Annotated in this window: 12 protein-coding genes; 8 read left to right on the top strand and 4 right to left on the bottom strand. The window is 50.9% G+C overall.

What is annotated here, in order from left to right:
* The first annotated feature begins 6 nt into the window (after positions 1 to 6).
* Entirely contained in the window at positions 7 to 2,037 is a 2,031-nt protein-coding gene (locus tag ELR70_RS09920; RefSeq protein ID WP_054016454.1) for a M3 family metallopeptidase, read from the top strand.
* Positions 2,038 to 2,041: 4 nt separating this feature from the next.
* Here the strand turns inward: ELR70_RS09920 and ELR70_RS09915 are convergent, their stop codons facing one another.
* Together ELR70_RS09915 and ELR70_RS09910 are read right to left on the bottom strand one after the other, a co-directional pair.
* The gene (locus ELR70_RS09915) at positions 2,042 to 2,665 is read right to left on the bottom strand and encodes a LysE family translocator (protein ID WP_054016453.1); all 624 of its coding nucleotides are present in this window, start codon (positions 2,663 to 2,665) and stop codon (positions 2,042 to 2,044) included.
* Between the two features lie 230 nt (positions 2,666 to 2,895).
* A complete protein-coding gene (locus ELR70_RS09910; RefSeq protein ID WP_054016452.1) occupies positions 2,896 to 4,296 on the bottom strand; it encodes a PhoH family protein in 1,401 nt (466 codons plus the stop codon).
* Positions 4,297 to 4,682: 386 nt separating this feature from the next.
* On the opposite strand from ELR70_RS09910, the gene rapA reads away from it, so the two are divergent.
* Positions 4,683 to 7,577, top strand: a complete 2,895-nt coding sequence (gene rapA, locus ELR70_RS09905; RefSeq protein ID WP_054016568.1) for an RNA polymerase-associated protein RapA — start codon at positions 4,683 to 4,685, stop codon at positions 7,575 to 7,577.
* A 170-nt stretch (positions 7,578 to 7,747) separates the two neighbouring features.
* Positions 7,748 to 8,263: a hypothetical protein gene (locus tag ELR70_RS09900; protein ID WP_054016451.1), complete on the top strand. Its 516-nt coding sequence runs from the start codon at positions 7,748 to 7,750 to the stop codon at positions 8,261 to 8,263.
* A 47-nt stretch (positions 8,264 to 8,310) separates the two neighbouring features.
* Here ELR70_RS09900 and ELR70_RS09895 read toward each other — a convergent pair whose 3' ends face one another.
* Positions 8,311 to 10,623: a TonB-dependent receptor gene (locus ELR70_RS09895; RefSeq protein WP_160317409.1), complete on the bottom strand. Its 2,313-nt coding sequence runs from the start codon at positions 10,621 to 10,623 to the stop codon at positions 8,311 to 8,313.
* A 387-nt stretch (positions 10,624 to 11,010) separates the two neighbouring features.
* A complete protein-coding gene (locus ELR70_RS24825) occupies positions 11,011 to 11,169 on the bottom strand; it encodes a hypothetical protein (RefSeq protein WP_160317408.1) in 159 nt (52 codons plus the stop codon).
* A 305-nt stretch (positions 11,170 to 11,474) separates the two neighbouring features.
* On the opposite strand from ELR70_RS24825, the gene ELR70_RS09890 reads away from it, so the two are divergent.
* The 5 genes from ELR70_RS09890 to ELR70_RS09870 all read left to right on the top strand — a co-directional run bounded on the left by ELR70_RS09890 (position 11,475) and on the right by ELR70_RS09870 (position 20,246).
* Positions 11,475 to 13,745 carry a cytochrome c peroxidase gene (locus ELR70_RS09890; RefSeq protein ID WP_054016449.1) on the top strand — a complete coding sequence of 757 codons (2,271 nt, stop codon included), beginning with the start codon at positions 11,475 to 11,477 and terminating at the stop codon, positions 13,743 to 13,745.
* A 221-nt stretch (positions 13,746 to 13,966) separates the two neighbouring features.
* Positions 13,967 to 15,166 carry an efflux RND transporter periplasmic adaptor subunit gene (locus ELR70_RS09885; protein WP_054016448.1) on the top strand — a complete coding sequence of 400 codons (1,200 nt, stop codon included), beginning with the start codon at positions 13,967 to 13,969 and terminating at the stop codon, positions 15,164 to 15,166.
* Entirely contained in the window at positions 15,159 to 18,308 is a 3,150-nt protein-coding gene (locus ELR70_RS09880) for an efflux RND transporter permease subunit (protein WP_054016447.1), read from the top strand. Before ELR70_RS09885 ends, ELR70_RS09880 begins: the two co-directional genes overlap by 8 nt.
* A complete protein-coding gene (locus ELR70_RS09875) occupies positions 18,286 to 18,966 on the top strand; it encodes a response regulator transcription factor (protein ID WP_054016446.1) in 681 nt (226 codons plus the stop codon). The genes ELR70_RS09880 and ELR70_RS09875 overlap by 23 nt, the downstream gene beginning before the upstream one ends.
* On the top strand, positions 18,966 to 20,246 hold the full coding sequence (locus ELR70_RS09870; protein ID WP_054016445.1) for a HAMP domain-containing sensor histidine kinase: 1,281 nt from the start codon (positions 18,966 to 18,968) through the stop codon (positions 20,244 to 20,246). Before ELR70_RS09875 ends, ELR70_RS09870 begins: the two co-directional genes overlap by 1 nt.
* Positions 20,247 to 20,330 lie beyond the last annotated feature (84 nt).

Raw genomic sequence — 20,330 nt, 5'->3', positions numbered from 1 at the left:
GTAATCATGACAAACACCAAGTGGCTAACCGCTCCTGAGTATCTGGCACATCTGAAAGAGACATTAGAAGCCGGACGTAACAAAGTTCAACACCTTGCGAACGAAGACCCTGTGCACTGTACCCAGCTCATAAAGGCTCTTGCCAACATAGACAATCACATTGGTGAATTGTGGGGACATCTGTCACAGCTCAACGCCGCATTGGGTTCAACGTATGCAGAGCCCGCCATCTCACAAGCAAGTACACAAATCGCTGAATATCGAGCATGGCTTAGAGATTACCCACCGCTTAATCGGTTAATAATGCAAATCAAGGCGCGGCAACCATCTTTAGAACTCACAGAGATTGACGCGCTTGTACTGAACAATACCCTGCTTGATATGACCTTATCAGGTACCGACTTACCCACCCCTGATAAAGACAGAGTGACCCATATCAACAAGCGACTTCAGGCACTAAAGTTACAGTTTGCGAGCAATGTCGCAAAATCGACTTATGACTGGTCGCTGCACATCACTCAAGAAGACATGCTGGACGGGCTGCCTGAAAATATCAAACAAGGAGCCAGACTCGCAGCTCAGTCGCAACAAAAATCTGGTTGGTTACTGTCTTTGGAACTCAATTGCTATCAGGCCGTAATGCGATTTGCCAACTCGGAATCACTACGTAAGCGCCTGTATGACGCATTCACCACCAGAGCATCAGACAGTGCGCAACACAATCCCAAATACAATAACACGCCTGTTATCCTGGAAACGCTTTCGCTCAGAAGAGAGTTGGCTAATTTACTGGGGTTTGAAGATTATATCCAGCTGTCACTTCTTAATAAGATGCCCGCGGACAAACAACAGGTATACCGCTTCATCGATACGCTGTTAACTCACCTTCGGCCGTCAGTTACACGCGATATCGCTAAGGTCAAAGCATTTGCAGCCAACACCCTAAACATAGACCTTATTCAGCCCTGGGACTTTGACTTTTGCGCGGAACAATACCGCCTTAAAGTATTAAAAACAGATACAAAGAGTATTCGTCGCTTTTTGCCAGAATACCGTGTATTCGATAGTTTGTTTAAGCTTGCAAGCCAACTGTTTAACATAAAAATTGAACCCGACAAACAGGCCCTGGCCTGGCATCCGGATGTAAAACTATTTCGTGTTTACAGTAGTGAAGGATCCCCTCTGGGTAGGTTTTATGCTGATATCTACACCAGAACAGGCAAAAAAGGGGGCGCATGGATGGGTTGGTGTAAAACACGTCACCTGAATACTCAGGGTGGCATTGAGTTACCCGTAGCACTCTTAAATTGTAATGTACCAGCCCCTTGTGACTCCGGCCATGCATTATTGAGTCTGGAAAATGTCATTTCAGTATTCCATGAGTTTGGTCATGTCCTGCACCATATTCTGACACGTATAGACGCTCCTTCTGTTTCTGGTCTCAATGGCGTCGCATGGGATTACTCAGAGATGCCCAGCCAGCTGATGGAGTACTGGGTACTGGATGCCGATTTCTTGCATGCTATGTCTGCAGATTATGCAACTGGAGAAAAGTTTACCCTTGATCAGTGTCGGGCACAGATTCACGCTCATCAATGGCTGGAAAACCTGTTGGTCTATCGTAAACTGAAGCGCAGTTTGCTCGATATGAAACTGCATGACCTCCAGTTTCACAGCGCTGAGGAATTAAATGCCGTTGTGAGCAAACTACTGTCGTATGAGGAAATACAACTCCCAGGCTCTGAGGAGCACTTCCACTGTGTCTTTGTACATTTATTCGCCAGTGAATATGGCGCGGGTTTTTACAGTTACCTGTGGGCAAAAACCATGGCAAAGGACATTTTTGACCAACTGTTCCACAATAAGCAGGATAATCTTTCTGAGCCAGGCCTAGATTTTAAAAGCGAGGTATTGGAGGTTGGTGCCACTGTCTCTCCTCGCGTGCAGTTTATCAACCTGACAGGAGCGAACCCAACCTTAAATGCACTACTCAGTGAGTATCATGTCCATCTCACAACGCCGGAGCGCTTATATTGATTGGTTAAACCCGGCGCTGGAACGATAGAAACATAGCAGCTGCTGCGCCCATAAAGGTGAGCCCAAGGCACCGGGAAATAACCGCTAAAATTTTACCCGACAGCTTGTTGGTTATCTCCTCACCCCATTTCGCATATAAGCTCAGGCATACAAACGAGCAAATTAACAAGGTAGATACCAGCACCATAAACTGAGGGGCCAGCGGCTGATTCACTGTCACAAACTGGGGAAATAGAGCCGTTGTAAATACGATGGCTTTGGGGTTAGTCAGACAAATGACGATCCCCTGCCCAAAATAGCTTGTATCACTTTTTCTTTGCTGTAGGCCTGCTTGGCGATAAACCAATCCTTTGCGCCACAATCGTATTCCCATATAAAGCAAATACACCGCGCCCAATACTTTGATGATTGAGAACAGCATAGACGATCCAACAATAATGGCACTGACACCCAACACGGAGCACAAGCTCATCACAAATAATCCTGTGACATTGCCCAAAATAGTATAAGTAGCCTGACGCCAGCCCGCTGTCATTGAATGACTGATCACTAAAAACACCGCCGGACCGGGCGTTATCGTCGCGGCCACTGCAATAGATAAAAACGCAAGCCAGTTTGCTATTTCCATATAAGTCCTTATACCCAGTACAATGATTAATTCGGCGCTCTGTACGAATGCCTTAACTCTATCTTAGCAGCAATCACTGTTAATTTTGTATACAAACTTGACTCATGTGTACCCGAAGAAAAACAGTTAACATTAAGATGTGACTAAACCGCCACACCATAGCGGATCAGAGAGTAATGCCCTGGCAACATAACAGGCCAGCCATGTCCATAGCTGACCTGTTGATTTAGCTATAGGTTTTGCTCAGCAAAAGAGGCAAGACGACTTCTGACCACACCGTTGAGATTAATGGTGGCGGAGCCTTCAAAGTCCTTAAATCGCTCTACAATATAGGTTAGCCCCGAAGTAACCGGGGTTAGGTAGTTACTGTCTATCTGTGCCAGGTTGCCGGTACAGATAAGTTTAGTGCCTTCACCACAGCGAGTGATAATGGTTTTCAGCTGCGAGGCCGTGAGATTCTGGCTTTCATCCAATATCACCACCGCATTTTGAATGCTGCGCCCGCGCATAAAATTGACCGACTTAAACTGGATGTTGGCCTTTTCCATAATGTAGTTACGGCTAGAGATCGGGCTTTCGTCGTGTTTGTGTAACACCTCCAGAGTATCTGTGATCGCAGCCAGCCAGGGGGCCATTTTTTCTTCTTCCGTGCCTGGTAAAAAACCGATGCTTTCCGCGATTTCAGGTGTGTTTCGCGTCACAATCACTTTGTCGTAGACGCCTTTTTCAATGATCATCTCCAGCGCACTGGCCAGCGCCAATAAAGTTTTACCACAACCAGCCGGACCGGTCAGAATCACCAGTTCAATATTCGGATCAAGCAACGCATCGAGCGCCATACCCTGATAAACATTTTTAGGAGAAACCCCCCAGGCCTGCTGATGCATCAAACGCTCTACACTGATGTCTTTTAGCGTGACATGCTCGGTGTCATACCCGACCACGCGTGCAGCAAAGTGATCGCCATCGTCAATCAGGTATTCATTGACAAAGACTTCAGGCATCAGCTTGGCAGGTACCTGGTGCAAAGTATAGCGTCCCTGCTGCTCTGTCTGGCATTCGCCGACATTGGCCCAGAAGTCGCCAGTAAACTTGTTGTACCCTGAGGTCAGCAAGTTGATATCATCGATCAATTGGTCAGTCCGATAATCTTCGACAAATTTCAGTCCTGCGCCTTTGGCCTTGAGACGCATGTTGATGTCTTTGGTAACCAGCACCACTTTTTTATCTGAATATTGCTTTTGTAGCTGTATGGCGCAGTTAATAATGCGGTGGTCATTTTCGTTGCCGGGTAATCCGGAGATGCTATCCGGATAAAGGTGGTCGTTGATCACCACCAGTTTGCCGCTGCTGGCTGGTTTATGCGTGTCGCGCTGCACTTTAGGCAAAGCGACACCTTCGAGCATTTGCTCTGGAGAGGCATTGCGTAAGACGTCATCAAGACTGCGAATTGCCACTCTGGCGTCGCTACTGACGTCGCGTTTTCTGTCTTTTATATGGTCCAGTTCTTCCAGAACTGTCATGGGGATTACTACGTCGTGTTCCTGAAATGAAAAGAAAGCGAGGGGTTCGTGAAGGAGTACGTTGGTATCTAACACATACATTTTCCGGTCGAGGTCATCATTTCCCATAGTGCGTTCCTATTTAGTGAAAACTACTACTGAACAAAGACTTGGTCGCCACGCAAGTCGCTGTCCTTACCCTAAGTTTAGTCTATTTGTCACAAAAGTCGTTTTTATGACAGCCAGGTTAAGTACCGAGCGGAACGAGTTGGGTTAAATACCTCACTTTTGAGCAACTGAGCTATGCTTATTTTTTGTCGTGAGGACGTAAACGCCTTAGCCCGAAATAACGCCAAACAGGACAACAAATAGTCCCAGCTCCTGTGTCGGCTCAGGTCAATAGCATAAAGTGAAAAAAATCACAGTTTATGTACGTTTATCCGTGCCTCACAACCTTGAACAAGGCGGTGCTTCTCGGTACCATGGCCGCCTTTTTTCCGCGAGACGAGACAAGCATGAATTTTTCCTTAGGTCAGCGCTGGATCAGTGATACTGAATCAGATTTAGGATTGGGCACCATAGTGGCACTGGAAGGGCGCCAGGTGACCATATTGTTTCCCGCCAGCGGTGAAAACCGCGTGTATTCTGTGCAGGAAGCCCCGGTTACCCGTGTGATTTTTAATCCCGGTGATGTGATCCGCTGTGTTGACGAATGGGAAATGCGTGTTGAGAAGGTCGAAGAACAGGGCGACTTGTTATGCTACCACGGCGAACGTCTGGATAACGAAGAACCCGTCACGCTGAAAGAAACCTTTTTGGATCACTTTATTAAGTTTAATAAGCCGCAGGACCGCCTGTTTGCAGGCCAGGTTGACCGCTTCGACCGCTACACGCTGCGTTACCAAACCTGGCAGCACCAGTTCAGTCGTCAGCAGTCTCATTTAAAAGGTTTAATAGGTCAGCGCGCAAGCCTGATCCCACACCAGCTTTATATTGCCGACGAAGTGGGTAAACGTTTCGCCCCACGGGTATTGCTGTCAGACGAAGTAGGCCTGGGTAAAACCATTGAAGCGGGCATGATTTTACATCAGCAGATCCTCACCGGCCGTGCCAGCCGCGTGTTGATTGTGGTACCAGAAAGCCTGCAACACCAGTGGCTGGTTGAGATGCTACGCCGTTTTAACCTGCATTTCTCTATTTTTGATGAAGACCGTTGTGACGAAGCCTTTGCAGATTCGCCAAACGTGTTTGAAACCGAACAGCTAGTGTTGGTGAGCCTGGAATTTATTACTAAGAAACGTCGCTGGTTTGAGCAGGCCACTCTGGCAGACTGGGATCTGTTGGTCGTGGATGAAGCCCACCACCTGACTGTAGAAAAAGATAAGCCAAGCACAGAATACCAGCGCATCGCAGAACTGAGCCAGGACATTGCTGGCCTTATCCTGCTTACTGCCACACCAGACCAGCTTGGTCACCGCAGCCACTTTGCACGTCTGCAATTGCTTGACCCGGACAGATTCTACGATTATGACGCCTTCGTAGAAGAAGAAAGTCACTACAAAGAAGTGGCCGATGCCGCCAATAAACTGCTTCAGGATGCTCAGCTTGACGACAAAGCCAAGGCAACCCTGACCGAGCTGTTAAAAGAGACCGACATCAGCGACCTGCTGAGTCAGGTTGAACAAGGCGAAGAGACAGCAAAACAAACGCTGCTGAACAACCTATTAGACAGACACGGCACGGGCCGTATTTTGTTCCGTAACAGCCGCAGTGGCATCGACGGCTACCCAAGCCGTAAATTACATGCCTGCCCGGTAGACATGCCAAAGCAGTACAAAACAGCTATCTCCGTAATGGGCAACATTGGCGGTATTCAGAGTGCCGAAAAGAGCGCACTGCGTGCCCTGTTCCCAGAAAAAATATTCCAGGAGTTTGAAGGCGAAAGCGCCAGCTGGACGCAGTTTGACCCGCGCGTTGCCTGGCTGATCGACAAGCTCAAAGAGCTGAAACAGCAAAAAGTACTGCTGATCTGTGCCGAGGCACAAACCGCCATCAGCCTGGAGCAAACCCTGCGCGAGCGCGAAGGGATTAAATCAGCGGTTTTCCATGAGGGAATGTCGATTATTGAACGTGACCGCGCTGCGGCCTACTTTGCTGACGAATATGACTCTGCTCAGGTACTACTGTGTTCAGAGATTGGCTCGGAAGGTCGTAACTTCCAGTTTGCTCATCACCTTGTACTGTTTGATTTGCCACTCAACCCGGATCTGCTGGAACAGCGTATTGGCCGCCTGGACCGTATTGGTCAGCGACAGGATGTGAATATTCATGTGCCTTACTTTGCCAACACTGCACAGGAAGTGTTGCTGCGTTGGTACGACGAAGCACTTGATGCGTTCGAAACCACCAGCACCACTGGGCAGTTACTGTACAAAGAGTTCTCAGATGACTTGCTGGAGCTGGTAGCAGCGCATAACTGCGACGAAGAAGAGCTGGACCCGCTACTTGAACAGGTTGCCAAACAAAACACCGTGCTGCGCGCCAAAATGGAACAAGGCCGTGATCGCCTGCTGGAGCTGCACTCAAGCGGCATGGGTAAAGCTGACAGCATCGTCGAAGAAATCGAAACGCTGGACGACGACGTAGTGCTGCCGACTTACATGATCAATGTATTCGACATCTTTGGGGTTAATCAGGAAGACAAAGGCGAAAACACCATCATCCTGAAGCCCACAGAGCACATGCTGAACCCGTCGTTCCCCTGTCTGAAAGACGATGGCATTACCGTGACCTTTGACCGAGGTACGTCGCTGTCACAGGAAGATGCGCAGTTTATCAGCTGGGACCACCCTATGGTTGAAGGCGTGATGGACATGATCTGTGACGACGACTTTGGTTGTGCATCCGTTGCTTTGTTGAAAAACAACAAGCTGCCGGTAGGTACTTTCTTTGTTGAGCTGATCTTTGTGGCCGAAACCTCAGCGCCTAAATCTTTGCAGATTGGACGCTTCCTGCCACCAACGCCTATCCGAGTGCTGATGGACAAAAGTGGTAACGATCTGGCACAAAATGTCGCCTTTGATGCCTTTAATAACCAGCTTTCAGCCGTTGGCAGACAAACCGCCAGCAAGTTAGCCAACGCCCTGCAATCTGGTATTCACCCGCTGATCAGCAAAGCCGAAGAACAGGCCAAAGCACAGATGGTTGAGCTGCAACAGGCAGCGCAGGCACAAATGGAAACTCGTCTGGGTGACGAACAAGCCCGCCTGCTGGCTCTGAAAGCCGTTAACCCGAATATCCGCGACGAAGAAATTCAGGTATTCGACAAGCAGCGCAGTGCGCTGGGCGAGCACATCAGCAAAGCACAGGTTAAACTGGACGCCATTCGCCTGATAGTGGTAGCGCACTAACTTATATCTATTGCAGGGCCGATCGTGCCCTGCTCAATTTAAACCAAGCTCTGATCCACAGAGCTTTATCACTTCAGCTAAAACGGGTACTTTGGTAGAGAATTGATACGCCACTCGGGTACACTCCACATACAGCTTGCTATTTCCAATCAAGGTACCAAACAAACCGTATGAACATTGTATATTTCAACGACTACTGGCTTTTTGTCGCATTTTTTATCGCCGTATTGCTCAGCTGGCGCAATGTTAGCGCTCGATGGTTTCTTACCCTAATTGGCATACTCGAAACAATCGATGCCCTGACCATCTCTACCGTATTAACCTGGCATACCCACTTCTATATCTGGTGCGCTTCGCTGAGTTTGATATTTCTGCTTCCTGTAATGTTTCGTACTCAATGTGCCACCTGGCTATATCAAAAAACAGGTGTTCAGTATTTTCTGACCACCGCTCAGATAACGGGCTTTTCCTTGCGAGAAAACGTACTGATTTGCCTGTGTATCGTATCCATTTTTTTGAATCTGGTGACCTACATCGAAGTGCTACTATATAAATACTACGTGCTCGACAACGCAATAATTAAGCTCTACGTTCGCGACAATGTCGCTGCGCTGTTGCACTATATTCAGATAGGGCTGGTACTGTCTTTCATGTTTTGCAGCGATAAGAAAAATCACGCTCAATAATTCAGGCTTGAATACAGGACGTTATAAAATGCGCCGGCCGGGCGAACTTAAAACACCACAGTCACGCCCAACTCCCAGTTACGCCCTACCTGAGGAAAAATAGAGCTATAGAACCCCTGTGAACGTAGTAAGTCGCCATCCTCATCACGAAACTGGTTACCTGAACTGCCCTGTTCACTCCCAGCATGATACACCTGACTGTCGAACAGGTTTTTCACTTTAAGATGCACACTCAATGTATCCTGCTGCCAGACCAGGCTCAGGTTTGTCAGCAAATAGTCCCCGATTTTGGTACCTTGCCGGCGCAGCGGATTGCGCAGATAAAGCGATTTTTCTGAGACGTAATTCAGGCGGGTATTAATACTCAACCGGGTGCTCAATGGCAGATTCAGGCCCAGATTCAGCTTATGAGGCGCAATATCTCCCAGGTCGACCCGGTATTGTCCACATGCAGCTGTGCTTTCCTCGCAAGCTGGCGTGCCGTCACCTACCCACACGCCCAGCTGATGATCAAAGTTAATATGGCTGGTGGTTTTGGTATAACTGTAGTTCATGTAGGCGCTTATCTGGGGGGCATCAAACCAGGGGTTTTCAGCTTCATAACGCAACCGCCATTCTGCCCCCAGTACGTCGCGTTCACCGGCATTATCCGCTTCCTCTTTGATTACGTTGTTGTAGCGACTGTAATAGACCGACAGATCGCTAAACCAGGCTCCGCTTTGATTCATCCAGATAAGGGTTAAATCTTTGACTTCTTCCGGGGCCAGCTCTGGGTTTGCATTACGCCCGTTCCACCCGCCGTATAACTGCACCGGTGCAGGTTCCTGAAAGGCCGTAGCATAAATCACCTTAATAGTATTAGTCGTATTAATGTCGTAAGTCAGTGCAACGCGCGGCTTGATAAAAGTGCCATATACCGAGTTATTGTCCCAGCGTATTGCGCCACTGAGCGACCAGTCAGGCCGTTTATAACTGGCACTCATGTACACGCCTTTATCTATGGTGGTCACCAGATTTGCATCCGGCATATCTCTTAGTTGGTACCGAGTAACCGGCATATCCGAGTCTGTCGAATAATACACACCTTTGCCCAACCCATAGGGGCCAAGATCTGCCGGATCTTCAAAAGAGCAATAGGCTGAAGCCCAATAACCACAGATCTCATAAGTGGAGGTGAGCTCTTTTCGCTCGTATTTCAATCCTGCCGCCAGATGCACTTCATCGTTGTACTGGTAGTCATAATCCTGGCGTACTTTCCACGAGGTGCTGGCCGAATTCCAGTCTGAAATAGTGACATAGGAGTTGCGTGATTGCGCACTCAGCGGATCCGGACTGGCCTCGGCCCAGTCGCCATAACGTTGCTCAGAGCGATAGCGAATAAAGTGCTTTAACGTTCCTTTGTCAAACAAGGGGGTTTCATGCCTTAGGTAGTATGAGCTGGTGCGTCGGCTCCAGCGCGCATTGGGCTGGCCCCTGTCAAAGGCAAACTGCAACCCATAGCCATTGTGATTAACCCAGTTATTGACACCCAGAGTCCAAGAATCAAAGCTAACTTCACCAAACACGCCACTCTCATCATCTTTAGAAACATACTGACCATAAGGCACGCCATCATGGCCATAATTCAGCACCGGTCCCCAGAAGCGAGGATCCGAAAGATACTGTTCATCAACAAACCCCCACCGGGCAAAGTCATCGACCCCGGGGCCATCGCTTTTGAACTGCTTGAGACCCAGCCAGTAGCTCCAGCGCTCTGCCTTTCCCAATAAATTTAAGTCCAGCGCTTTACTGCCAAAGTCAGCCAGTTGCGCCTGTGCGCTCACCTTATGGCCGTCCTGTTGCAGCGCCTTCCCTGTTTTGGTGATGATATTAATTACGCCAAGAAATGCATTGGGGCCATATATCGCCCCGGCAGGACCCGACAACACTTCAATCCGTTCAATCATGGTTAGCGGTGTCTGCCGGTTAAGTGGAAAATCGTGTCCCCAGAGATGGTTATTAATCACACCATTGACCATCACCAGAGTACGTTGATTACTGGGTGTACGATAACCTCGTTGATAGAACAGCGCATGATCAGCGCCATAAGACGTACTGATATCAACACCAGAGATATCAGCAAGAACCTCACCAAGTCCGGTGTAGCCACGCTGTGCGATATCCTGCTCAGTGATCACTTGTATTGACGCAGGTGTGTGGCGAAATTGCTCCGCCCGATTAGAGCCGGAAGTGACCGTCAAGTCGAGCAGGTCGTCCAGCTCCAACGCAAACAGGGCTGAGTCAGATTCGTTAGCACTCGAAACCGTTGTTGCCAAAATACACATCAAAGGCATCATTTTTTTTGTCGCACTGCGTAGCATATCTGCCTGCATCTTTCGCGGTAAAAGTACCTTTAAAGTAATAGTCGCACATAGCAGGCATTGCAACCCGGGGCTTCAGGAGAGCATGGGATAGCGGGTATTTGCCTATAAATGCATGCGACATGTTGAGCTAAGCAACTCGAACTGTCGGTAAGCAGATATCAGTGTGAACAAAGCGAGAGGCTTGCACGTTACATTGAACGTTTGCAGGGAAAGGGCTGAGCTGAGTAAAGTACGGTACGATTCAGAACACAGAATAAGGCTCTCTGTACACAAAGCAGGCCAGTAAACTGGCCTACGATCAACAACATTGTCTAGCAAGAAACTAAATATATCACCTTGTCAGGTTACCTTCTGAGGGCGCCTGTTCAGGTCATACAATAGCAATTAAGCGCACTGCCAGGTTTGCGGGCACTGCATAGTTCTCAGACACATAAGTGTGTCCAGGTTAGTACCACCAGCAACCTGTGGGGTTTGCTGTGGGTTAAGTTTAGCAGAAGTGGTGTTAAGGTTTTTAACAGTCTTTTTGCTTAGTTTAAGTAACATCTTAATTTCCTTTGGTTAGTTACGTAATTCGCGGTAACAGTATCAGGTTTTTATAGTCGCAAAAAGCCCAAATAGATGAAATATTTATTTAAATCAAATCGAGATTAATAAATAATCATTCATTAAAAAACATTTATAAAAATAGCTCATACTTTGATCACTCCATTCTTCAAAGCGCATTATTAGCCAATTGGGAATATTTATACCCAATGCAACTTTAACCTTTATTTAACCCAGAACACGTTAGCTTAACCTCAGAGCCGGCCCGTCCGTACTAAAGCAACTGTAGTGAAAGGAAGATCAACATGAGAAAGGTTAAAACTAGTGCTATTGCACTTTTTCTGGGCAGCGCGTTTAACGCACACGCGCTGCCCATACCTGATGACTTAGACCAGGCACTCTCTGAGCTCATTGCTCAGCATGGTCTGACAGGCAAGCCCGATAACGGCTTTGATTTACCCGGCGTCGATGACCCCGAGGTCAAACTGGGTAAGCTGCTGTTTTTTAGCAAAGCGCTCAGTGGCGATAAGCAAGTCGCCTGCGCCAGCTGTCACCACCCCTACCTGGGTGGTGGTGACGGTCTTTCCCTGCCCGTAGGCACACTGGCGCAAGACCCGGATGTACTCGGGCCGGGCCGTAAAACCACCACAGGGCAATTTTATGTGCCACGCAACTCACCCAGTATTTTCAATGCCTGGGTGCATAAACGCAGTTTGTTTCGTGATGCCCGGGTGGAGTTTCTGGACTGGCTGAACCCCGAGCAGGGGATCAGTACGCCGGATGTACCTCATGGTGAAGCCGACCCCAATGCGGGTGACTCTTTGTTAGCGGCACAAGCACGCTTTCCGGTCGTGACCCCTTCAGAAATGCAGGGCTTTGAGTTTATGAAAGGCGCACCTAATGAAGCCGTCAGGGCCCATCTGGCAGCGCGTATCGGCAACTATGGCAGCGCTCAGGGTGAGCTGTTTCGCAACCAGTGGCGGGATTATTTTGCCGCGGTCTATGGCGATAAAAGCGCTGAAGAAATCGTTACTTTTGATAACATCACCCGTGCTCTGGCGGCCTATCAGCAATCGATGAATTTTACCGACAATCCCTGGAACCGCTACGTTCAGGGCGATAAAAACGCGCTGAGTGAATCCGAAAAACGCGGGGCCTACTTGTATCTCTACATGCCTCCCCCACCATCAGATGGTGGCAGCGAGCCTGACTTTTTGCCCACCCAGTGCATTGGCTGTCACAACACCGACAGCTTTAGTCAGACTAAAGGCACCAACCACCACCGCCTGGCTTTTCCACAAATTGGGCCTGGTATCGGTGAGCCAGGCGATGAAAGCAATGATCGCGGCCGTATGCTGCGCAACCAGAATCTGGATGATATCTACAGCTTTCGCTCCACAACCCTGCTGAACGTCGAGGTCACCGGTCCGTATGGACATGCAGGTAGCTACGATACCCTGGAGGAAGTGGTCGAGCACTACGATGATTACCATGCAGTATTAGATAACTACATAGACAATCAGGGCTGGTGCAGACAGCCACAATTCAAAGACATAGAAAATTGTGTCGACTTGTTCCCCGATACCCGACAGCACACCGATGCCGCCGCGAAAATCATTGATGATGAAATTGCCGATGGTGCCCCGGTACTGCGTAAACTGGAGCTGAGCACTCAGGAAAAAGCGGATCTGGTCAACTTTATGAAGGCCCTGACCGATCCATGTGTAAAGCAAGCTGAGTGCCTCAAAGCCTGGCTTCCACAACCACAGGAAGGCGATCCGGATGGCCTGCAACTGTTTGCCAAAAACTATCAGGGTGTGCCCTTATATCTGCCCGCAGACTGCCGTCAGGGCGATACGGCGGTCACTGGCAGCCGCTTGTTGCTGGCGCAGGGTGAGTGTATTTCGGGCAAAGCCCATTATTTTTATGTGGATGTCGCACAGGATAACACCACCTTGTACTTCAGCAGCCGTGGTGGCGCAGGACGCCCTCGCCTCTTTTACAGCGCCGACCAATGGGCCGATCCGGCGAATGCTCAGGCAGTATCGCGCGGCACAGGCACCGAGCAGGTGCTGAAAGTGACCATCAATCGGGGCCGCCACTTTGTCTCTGTACTGGATCCGCAGGGCTATGAAGGACTGACCATTGCAGCGGGCATCGACAGCGCCCTGCGTGAGCCCGGTGAGCAACCCCGCGATATCGTCAATGCCTGTGAGCAGGGCCTGCCCAGTGGCTATGCTGAGCTTATGTCTGGCAGTGCCCAATGTGCGGCGCCTGGTGATAGTTACTTTTTTATCAAAGTGACTGAGCCGGGTAGCACGCTGGAAATTCGCACCCGACACGGCGTCGGCAACAGCGACCTGTTTGTTAGCACTTTCTGGCCCAGCACCAGTATGTATACCTTTGCTTCACGCTCAGCAGACAACACTGAGTTTCTGCGCATCGACAGCCCGCCTCCCGGCTGGTATTACTTTTTGCTCTCAGGTGATGGCCAGAATGAAGGCGTGAGTATTCAGGCCGACCTCATTCGTCCTGAGCGCCCTAAGGATCACAAACAGAACCGCAAGCCAAACTAGAGTCTCCCTCTACTTTGCCCACTAGATATCAGCCGTGATATCAACCCCAAAGCCGTAGTCCTACCTGCGGCTTTTTATTATTCATAGTTTGATCAAAGAGTTGCAGCGCTTACAAATCTCTTTAACCCGCCTTTAACCATACACTCTTTAGACTGGCGGTTGCTTTTTACCCGCATCAAAAATCGGCGGGCAAACCTAAGTGCTTATTCAGAGAATTCATCATGACGTTACTCAACAACCGTTTACTCATTACCCAGCTGGCTTTTTGTGGCCTGTGTGCTGCCATTGTCTTTGCTATTCCTTCTATGGGTGGTGGCGAAGCACAAACCCAGCCTCAGCCTGGCTCTGAGCAACGCCAACAAACGGGCACAGCCCTGAGCCTCCCTCAGGTCACGGTCACTCCAGTGCAGGCAGCAAGTTACACTCGGGTCATTACCGCGCATGGCACAGTCAAGGCTACCCACGCACTGACGCTCAGTAGCGAGGTGGGCGGCCGGGTGACTCTGCTCCATCCAGACTTTAAGCAAGGGGCACGCCTGTCGGCGGGGACGGTACTGGCACGCATAGACGACACCCAGCTGCAACAGGCACTGGCCAGTGCCGAAGTATCACTGGCACAAGCCAGGCTGAATGCGGAAGAAGAAAAGCTGCAGACCTCGCCAAACAAGGCGCAGTGGCGCCAGCTGGCCAACACCGACAGTAATGGGATCTTGTCTTCTTTACGTGCTCCTCAGCAAGACGTTGTGGCCACGCAGCTAAGTTTAGCGAAAGCGGAACTAGAGAGTGCCCGATATAACCTGGCCGCCAGCCAGTTTACTCTGCCCTTTGATGCCACCATAGTCACGCGCTCGGTACAGCCTGGCAGTTATGTCCAACCGGGCAGCCCCATTGCCACACTTTACAGCACAGCGCAGGCCGAAGTATCCGTTGAACTCAGCGCCGAGCAATGGCAGCACCTGCCCGCTCAGGCGATTCCCGAAGGCGGCTGGTCGGTTACGCTCAACGATGCCACAAGCGATACCGCAGACACACAATGGCACGGTCGGGTGACGCGCCTGAGTCAGCATATTGACCCTCAGTCGCGCCAGCGTCTGGCCATTGTCAGCGTAGACAACCCCCTGGAACAGGCTCAGCCGCTGTACTTTGGCAGCTATGTGGAGGTACACATTAAGGGCGTGGAGCAAAACGACCTGTGGCGCATTCCCGCGTCAGCCTTGTCGCAGCAAAATCGTATCTGGTATGTCGATGAGGAAAATCGCCTGGCACACTTTACCCCGCAGATCCAGTTTCGCCAGCACGGCGCCGTTTATATCAAGGCCCGCAAAGGCATGCACCAGGCCAACATCGTGCTGCGCCCGCTCAGTGCCTATCTCGACGGCATGAAGGTCACCCCAGTAACAGAGGAGCGCGCCCATGACTGAACGTTTTTCAATCATTGCCTGGTTTGCCAAAAACCCCGTCGCTGCCAACCTGCTTATGCTGGCGGTGATCCTGCTGGGGCTAAGCAGCGCCGGTAGTCTGCGCAAAGAAGGCTTTCCGCAACAAGACCCGGACACAGTACAGATCAGCGTGGCCTACCCTAGCGGCAGTGCCGCCCAGGCCGAGCAGGGCATTGCAATCGCCATAGAAAATGCCCTGGAATCCGTCAAAGGGATCAAACGCGTTACCACCACAGCCAGCGCCAGCAGTGTGCAGGTACTGGTAGAAAAAACCTCGCAACATGATCTGGATACCTTACAAAGAGACATTAAAAATCAGGTTGATGCCATCTACAACCTGCCAGAAAATGCCGAGAAACCCGTGATCACCACGGCCCAACGGGAGCAGGAAGTGATCCGGGTGCAGCTGTTTGGCGAGCTGTCGACTCAGACACTGCAAACCCTGGGCAGCCAGCTGGCCGACGACTTACTGGCTCAGCCCAATATCGCCACACTCAACCAAAACGATCACCGTGATCCGCTGGTGGCCATTGAAATCGACGAGGCCCGCCTGCAGGCCTATCAGCTCAGTTTCAGCGCCGTGGCCGAGGCCATCAATCAGTATTCCGGCACCGCACTGACCACCAGCTTGCGTAACCCGGATAAGGTATTGCGCCTTAAAGCCGCCGAGCAGGCGCTTTATGCCAGCGACTTTGCCTCGATTGTGGTCACCACCACAGCTGCGGGCAAAAGCATTCGACTCAGTGACGTTGCCACATTACAAGACACCTTTGCCGATGACAGCTTTCATCTGGCCCGGTTTAACGGTCATCCCACCTACGGCATTACCATAGTGATGGACGAGTATGGCGACATGAGCAAAAGCGTGGCACAGGCCAAAGCCGTGGTGGCCAAATGGCAAAGCAAGCTGCCTGAAGGCGCTTCGCTTATCACCTGGTACGACAATTCTAAACTGATCACCGAGCGCCTGAGCCTGCTGAGCCTGAACGCGCTGAGCGGTATTGCCCTGGTGTTTATGGTACTGGCGCTGTTTTTAAACCTGAAAGTGGCTTTCTGGGTTGCTGCGGGCCTGCCTTTTGTGTTCTTTGGCAGCCTGTATTTTATGACTGAGCCCTACACGGGCATGACCCTCAACGAAATGACCACTTTTGGCTTTATTATGGCGCTGGGCATAGTCGTGGACGATGCCGTGGTGGTGGGTGAAAGTATTTACACCACCCGAAAACGCTTTGGCGACACCCTCAGTAACACCATCAAAGGCACCCACCTGGTCGCGGTCCCTACTCTGTTTGGTGTGTTAACGACCGTTGCAGCCTTTGCAGCACTGGCCAATATATCGGGCGGGCTGGGCGTTCTGTATGCGCAGTTTGGCACTGTGGTCACCTTATGTTTGTTGCTGTCTGTGGTGGAATCTAAACTGATCTTACCGGCGCATCTGGCGCACATTCACACCCGACAAAAACCCCAAAAACAGCCAAACCGCATCGCACTGCTTTGGCATCGCATGCAACAAAGGGCAGACGGTTTACTGATCGGCTTTAATCAACGCCTGTACAAACCCGCACTGGAGCGCGTAATGCACTTTCGCTACGCCGCACTGATGGGGTTTGTTGCACTGTTTTTTCTGGCCATCAGCCTGATCACCCAGGGCATGGTCAGAGTGGGCTTCTTCCCCGGACTGCCAGCGGATACCATCACCTCCACCATGACACTCTATAACGACGCCAGTTTTGGCCAGACTGCCCGCAATCTGGATCGGCTCGAGGCCCAGCTATATCAGGCCGAGCAGCAATTGCTGGAACAGCAAAACATCAGCCACATTGCCAGCGTGTCGGTCAGTGCCACGGGCGATCAGAGCGGTACACTTAATGTGGAACTGGCCGGCACCCAGCCCTATACCCTGAGCGAACTGGCGAAACGCTGGCGCGCCATCGCTGGCACCCCGGAGGCCAGTAAAACCTTACACATTCAGGCGCAACTGGCGCGTGTTTCCAACTTTAAGGTGGAGCTAAAAAGTACCAGCGACGAAACATTAGAGGCCGCCGAAGCGACCTTGCAGCAGGCGCTGCGTGACATCAGCGGCGTACACAGCATCGACAGCTCGCTGGCTCCGGGCGAAGCGACCATGCGTTTTGAAGTGACCGAAGAGGGCGAAATGCTCGGCTTTACCACGCAGTTACTGGCACGCCAGCTGTTACAAGCCTTTGGCGGAGAAGTGGTACAACGCTATATGCGTAATAAGGACGAAGTAAAAGTAAGGGTACGCTACCCGTTGGATGAACGCAGCGAACAAGGGGATGTGCTTGCAGCCAGGGTGCGTGCCCCGGACGGGCGAACCGTGCCGCTGGGCAACGTTGCAAAAGTAATCTACACCAGCGAAGTGCAGTCCATTACCCGTATCAACGGCGTCAGAGCGGTCACCGTGTCCGCTGCGGTGAATAAAACCCAGCTGACCCCCACTGAATTAGTGGCCAAACTGGAACAAAGCGTGGTCCCTGAGCTACGTGCTCAGTACCCGGATCTGACGCTGCACTTTGCCGGGGAAGCCGAGCACCAAAAAGAAGCCACCGACTCCATGAGCTCGGCTTACCTGCTGGCACTGCTGGCCATCTATGCACTGCTGGCTATCCCACTGAAATCCTACTGGCAGCCACTGATCATCATGTCGGTGATCCCGTTTGGCTTTGTGGGCGCGATTTTAGGACACTGGGGCTTAGGTTTAACGCTCAGTATTCTATCCTTAAATGGCATACTGGCGCTCAGTGGCGTGGTGATCAACGACAGCCTGCTGCTGGTTAGCCAGTTTAATCGCTATCGCAATGAGGGGAAAACCATGCAAAATGCGCTTCTTGAAGCCTGCACAGGTCGCCTGCGCGCAATACTGCTGACGTCACTGACCACCTTTGCCGGACTGTATCCTATTTTGGGTGAGACCTCTCAGCAGGCACAGTTTCTGATCCCCGCCGCGGCATCGCTGGGCTATGGCATCTTGTTTGCCACTGCTATCACCTTGTTTTTAATTCCTGTATTACTGCTGATCAGCCACGATATTGCTAACCTGATGAGCCGATTCAACCCCATTAGTACGGAGCATGTCCCCCATGATCAACGTCATTTTAGTTGAGGATGACCTGGCACTGGCCGGTAACATCATTGATTACTTTGAGCTGGAAAACATCATCTGCGACCACGCAGCCAACGGGGTCGCCGCGCTCAACCTGATCCGCGATAACCACTATCAGGTGATCATTCTGGATTTAAACCTGCCGCGTATGGATGGCCTGCAGATCTGTCAGGCACTGCGCGACGAAGGCGACGATACCTCAGTGATCATGCTCACCGCGCGAGATCAGCTCGAAGACAAACTGGCCGGTTTTGCCACCGGCTGTGACGATTACCTGGTCAAACCTTTTGCCATGATGGAGCTGGTGGTCAGGGTAAAAACCCTGGCCAAACGCAAAAGCGGTGAGATCAAAAGGCTGGAGCTGGCCGGGTTATGTCTGGATATAGATGGCCGTGACGCCACGTATCATGGCAGCCGTCTTAAGCTCAGCCCGACCGGCATGGTAATACTCGAAACCCTGCTGCGCGCCCACCCTAACCTGGTTACCAGGCAAGTGCTGTTGCAGGCCATCTGGGGCGATGAACAGCCAGACAGCAACGCGCTTAAAGTGCATATTCACCACCTGCGCAAAGCGTTGGCTGCATGCACAGCCCATATCACAGTTGATGCCATACCCAGACAAGGGTTTAAACTGCAATGCCTTCAGGAGGAGAATTAATGGCTCCCATACATATGAGTCTGCGTCGCTATATTCTTGCTGCACTGCTGGTGCTGGCCACTTTGGTGATCAGTCTGTTGTCGGTGCTCTGGACCAACAGCTTTTTTACCGGGCTCGATGACATGATGAGAGGCACTATGCTGAATATGGCTCAGGCCCACCATCCGCAGCCCGGCCATCCGATTCAGGCGCACAATTTTGTGGTGGCCAGTCAGTGGCAGGATTTACCCGAGCCCATCCGCGCGGCGTTTACCCGCCAGGAAATAGAAACCAACACATTACACAAGCTGGTTACCCGGGACAATATGCTGACAAGACCCAGCGAAGCCCGCTTTGTGATGTTTTTTGCAACGCCCGATGGTCAGTCAGGGTTTGTTGCCCACCATTTTATAGCCCCAAAAACATCGCCCAAAGCCTGGTTTCAGGGGCCTGAAATGTTAGGGATTCTCTTTGCGCTGGGCACCCTCGCATTGTTTGCTACGATCCTGGTGATGCTGATGCGCACCGTGACCCGGCCCGTCGCAGAGCTGCACGCATGGGCAGCCGAGCTGGATCATCACTCTCTCGATGACCCTCCCCCTGTGTTTCGATACCACGAGCTCACTACGCTGGCGGAACTGATCCAGCAAAGCCTGCAACAGGTTAAACAAAGCCTGGACCGGGAGCAGGCGTTTGTCAGCTACGCCAGTCACGAGCTGCGCACGCCCATTGCCGTGATCCGCAGCAGCGTAGAACTACTTCAGCGCCTTGACAGTGCTCAATGTAAAAAAAGCGACAAGGCATTAAAGCGCATTGACCACGCAAGTCAGGCAATGGTCGCGCTAACTGAAACTCTGCTGTGGCTGAGTCGTAAGGGACAACCTCTGAGAGATTTAAAGACCGTAAAACTGGCCGAGTTGGTGGAGTCACTGATGCAGGACCTGACTTATCTGAAGCAAGGGAAACACATAGATATACAGCTTGAAACCGACGATTATTGCTGCGAATTACCGCACTCTGGCGCAACTATCGTCATTGGAAATTTGTTACGAAATGCCATTCAGCATACCCATCAGGGCGCAATTTCTATACATCAAACGCAACATATACTGGAGATTGAAAACTACGAATACATTGGCTCAGAGCCACCCGCAGAGCACAGTGCGCTCCACAACACTGCGGGCTACGGCTTAGGTCTGGATCTGGCACAAAAACTGTGTGACGAACTGGGCTGGCAGTTAAGCATTCGCCATGACGCACACCGCTTTTGTGTTACGCTGGTTTTATCACCGCAATACTAGACAGTGGGATGAGCTAAAAGCGTGCCGAATGCGCTGCGATTCAGGCACGCGCTCAATGAACAGTTAAGTCTGCTCCATTGCGCC

The sequence above is a fragment of the Pseudoalteromonas sp. R3 genome, from assembly GCF_004014715.1.
Lineage (GTDB): Bacteria > Pseudomonadota > Gammaproteobacteria > Enterobacterales > Alteromonadaceae > Pseudoalteromonas.
Note: the sequence above shows the minus strand (reverse complement) of the source record. Positions and strands in the feature narration are given on the sequence as shown.